The organism is Mycobacterium sp. (assembly GCF_049280035.1).
GTDB lineage: Bacteria > Actinomycetota > Actinomycetes > Mycobacteriales > Mycobacteriaceae > Mycobacterium.
Genome location: NZ_JBAPPI010000005.1, coordinates 1 through 3,214 on the forward strand (window position 1 = coordinate 1; position 3,214 = coordinate 3,214).

3 protein-coding genes are annotated in these 3,214 nt (G+C 65.7%); all 3 read right to left on the minus strand.

Translation table 11 applies throughout. The features are described 5' to 3' along the window. On the minus strand, positions 1 to 1,955 hold a 1,955-nt coding region (locus tag WAN71_RS00080; RefSeq protein WP_422223376.1), incomplete at its 3' end, for a [protein-PII] uridylyltransferase. Between the two features lie 52 nt (positions 1,956 to 2,007). Continuing rightward, positions 2,008 to 2,346 carry a P-II family nitrogen regulator gene (locus WAN71_RS00085; protein ID WP_422223377.1) on the minus strand — a complete coding sequence of 113 codons (339 nt, stop codon included), beginning with the start codon at positions 2,344 to 2,346 and terminating at the stop codon, positions 2,008 to 2,010. Continuing rightward, positions 2,343 to 3,214 (minus strand): ammonium transporter (locus tag WAN71_RS00090; protein ID WP_422223378.1); only part of this gene is annotated, 872 nt, incomplete at its 5' end. The genes WAN71_RS00090 and WAN71_RS00085, both read right to left, overlap by 4 nt.

Here is a 3,214-nt window from a genome sequence, read left to right on the forward strand (position 1 = left end):
AACGAGTTCAGGGTCAGCACCCCGGCAGCTTTGGACAGCAGCCCGCGCTGGTCCGGGGCGATCACCACCGCCTGGTACAGGCGCTGGTCCTTACCGGGCCGCAGTTCGACGTGCACCTTGCGATCGGACGCCAGGGCAATGTACTCGGGGTGCAGCGGGTCGGCTTCGGGCAACGCCTCGCCGTTCATCGCCATCCGACTGCGCCGCACCAGGTCGCCGACCAGCGATGCCTTCCAGTCGCTCCACACCCCAGGCCCGGTGGCCAGCGAATCGGCCTCGGTCAGCGCATGCAACACGTCCAGCAGCACCGGGTCTCCGTCCAACGCCTCGCAAACGGCGGCGATGGTCTGCGGGTCGTTCAGGTCCTGCCGGAACGCGACCTTCGCTAACAGCAAGTGGTGGTACACCAGCTTGGAAAGCAACTCGACATCCGATGGCCACATACCCAGCCTGGTGCCGATTTCAGTGGCCAGCTCGGCGCCGACCACGCTGTGATCGGCACCCCGTCCTTTTCCGATGTCGTGCAGCAGCGCAGACAGGATCAGCAGATCGGGACGTGCCACCCGGGTGGTGAAAATCCTTGCCCGCGAAACGGCCTCGGCCAGATGGCGATCCACCGTCCAGATATGGACGACGTCGCGGGGCGGAAGGTCGCGGATCGCCGCCCATTCCGGAAAAAGGCGGACCCACAAGCCGGTCCGGTCGAGCGTCTCGATTACCGCGATCGTGTCCGGGCCGGCGGCCAACAGGACTAAGAGGAGGTCCAGCGCCTCGCGCGGCCACGGCGTCGGGAGGTCCGCCGCCGAGTCGGCGAGCCGGCTCAGCGTGGACACCGCAATCGGCAGTCCGGTGTTCGCCGACGCCGCCGCCACTCGGAGGACCAGCATAGGGTCGGTTTGCGGTCGGGCCCCTACACCTGTGCGGGCCAGCACGATCTCCCCGTCGTACTCGACCACTCCCTCGTCGAGCGGCCGACGCGGCCGCCGCCGGAATGCCGAAATCCCGCGCCGCGGAAGCGCGTTGCCGGCAGTCCGAAGCCCGGCATCGACGCGATAACTGACAGTGCGGCCCGCGTCGGACAGCGTCCGGGACAGGTCGAATCTGTCGCCGATGTGCAGCGCGGCGCTGATCTCGTCGGCGAACTGGGCCAGCAGCAGGTCGTGCCCCCGACCGGAAACTCGGTGAAGTTCGGTGCGGACGTTGAGCAGGGTGAGCTGGGCGTCGGTCAGCGAACCCAGCGGGTCCTCCGGTCGACCAACAAGGCGGTCAGCGAGGTGGGCTGTGGCCAGCGCGTCGAGCAACTGAATATCACGCAGGCCACCGCGGCCCAATTTCAGGTCGGGTTCGGCTCGGTGTGCGATCTCGCCAATGCGCCGCCACCGGGCATGCGTCTCTTCCACGAGTTCGCCGAATAGAGAGCGGATTTCGGTGCGCCACTGCCGCCGCACTCCCTCGATCAGTCGGGAGGACAGCTCTTCATCGCCGGCGATGTGCCGCGCATCCAGCATGGCCAAGCCGGCCGACACGTCCGCACCCGCGACCCGCAATGTCTCGGCGACGGTACGCACGCTGTGGTCAAGACGAATGTTGGTGTCCCACAACGGATACCACAGCTCATCTGCGACCTGTCGTACGGTGTCGGTGGGCAAGCCATCGTGCAACAGCAGCAGGTCCAGGTCGGAATAGGGCACCAGTTCGCGACGGCCCAGCGAACCGGTCGCGACGATCGAAAAGCCGCTTCCGGCGGTGATACCGATTTCGGTGGCCTTGGCGGTCAGCCAGGATTCGTGCAGGTCTCCCCACGCTTGGCGCAAGGCGGCCGAATCAAGTTCACCCCGTCCGCGGGCCAGGAGGGCTTCGCGGGCGGCGGGTAGATCGCTTGCCGCGCCGGCACGTGTCCCTGCCGCGGCCTCCGGCCACATCGGATCGGGTGAATCTGGTTCGCGCTGCTTCATTCCCGTCCAGGTCGGATCGGCTACTCCCGAGGAGTCATCATAGGAGCCTGTATTAGATTGCGTCGGCCCCGCGTTCGCCGGTGCGCACCCGCACCACCGTTTCCACGGCGCTGACCCACACTTTGCCGTCGCCAATCTTACCGGTGCGTGCGGCCTGCACGATGCTGTCCACGACCTTGTCCGCGTCGAAGTCTTCGACTAAGACCTCGATGCGCACCTTCGGCACGAAGTCAACGGAGTATTCAGCACCCCGGTAAACCTCGGTGTGCCCCTTCTGCCGCCCGTACCCCTGAACTTCGCTGACTGTCATGCCCAGGCTTCCCACCTGTTCAAGGCTGGCTTTGATGTCCTCGAGCGTGAACGGCTTCACGATCGCGGTTATCAGCTTCATTTCTGCTCCGCCTCCACTTTGTCGTCCACTCGCTCTTCCAGGAGGCCGTTAGCGCCGTCCGGCAGACTTGCATGAGGAAGAACAGAGCCGGTCGCTGTCGCTGTTGCGAAATCGTAACCGCTCTCCGCGTGCTGAGACTCGTCGATACCAGCCGCTTCTGCCTCAGGACTGAGACGCAGCCCGATGGTGTATTTCAGTATCAGAGCCAGGATAAGGGTGGCGGTGCCAGAGTAGAAGAGAACACTGAACGCGCCGACCGCCTGCCGTTCCAGCTGATCGAAACCGCCGCCGTAGAACAAGCCCTTGGACACGCCGGCGACGCCGTTGATCGCCACGCTCTCCGGGGCGGCCAGCAGACCCACCAGCAGCGTGCCTGCCAGACCACCGACCAGGTGCACACCGACCACGTCCAGCGAGTCATCGAAGCCGAGCCTGAATTTCAGCCCGACCGCCAGCGCACACAGCACCCCGGCCACCGCGCCGATCGCTAAGGCGCCCAACGCGTTGACTGACGAGCAGGACGGTGTGATGGCGACCAATCCGGCGACGATGCCCGAGGCCGCTCCCAGCGTCGTTGCATGGCCATCGCGGATCCGCTCAGTGAGCAGCCAGAAGAGCATGGCCGTGGCCGTCGCGATCGTGGTGGTCATGAACGTCGCCCCGGCGGCGCCATTGGAGCTGGTGGCCGAACCGGCGTTGAATCCGTACCAACCGAACCACAGCAAGCCCGCACCGAGCATGACAAACGGCACATTGTGCGGGCGGAACAGCGTGGTGGGCCAGCCTTTTCGCTTGCCCAGCACGATCGCCAGGACCAAGCCCGCCACACCGGAGTTGATATGGACCGCAGTACCGCCGGCGAAGTCGA